The following is a 239-nucleotide window of genomic DNA, read 5'->3' on the forward strand; positions in this document are numbered from 1 at the left end:
GCTCGGCTCCCGCGGGGAGCTGGACTGGTCGCGGTGTGCGATCGACTCGGTGAACATGCGGGCCCTGAAAAGGGGGAGCTGACAGGTCCGAATCCTGTCGACCGGGGCAAGTACGGCTCGAAGATCCATCTGGTCACCGAGAGGACCGGTCTGCCCCTGTCCGTCGGAATCTCAGGCGCCAACGTCCACGACAGCCAGGCCCTGATCCCGCTCGTGAAGGGCATACCACCGATCCGGTC

At 65.7% G+C, this 239-nt stretch carries 1 pseudogene; it reads left to right on the forward strand.

The features are described from left to right. A pseudogene (locus IG78_RS47435) lies at positions 1-239 on the forward strand (transposase); the annotation flags it as partial.

The organism is Streptomyces aureocirculatus, assembly GCF_000720475.1.
Classification (GTDB): domain Bacteria; phylum Actinomycetota; class Actinomycetes; order Streptomycetales; family Streptomycetaceae; genus Streptomyces; species Streptomyces aureocirculatus.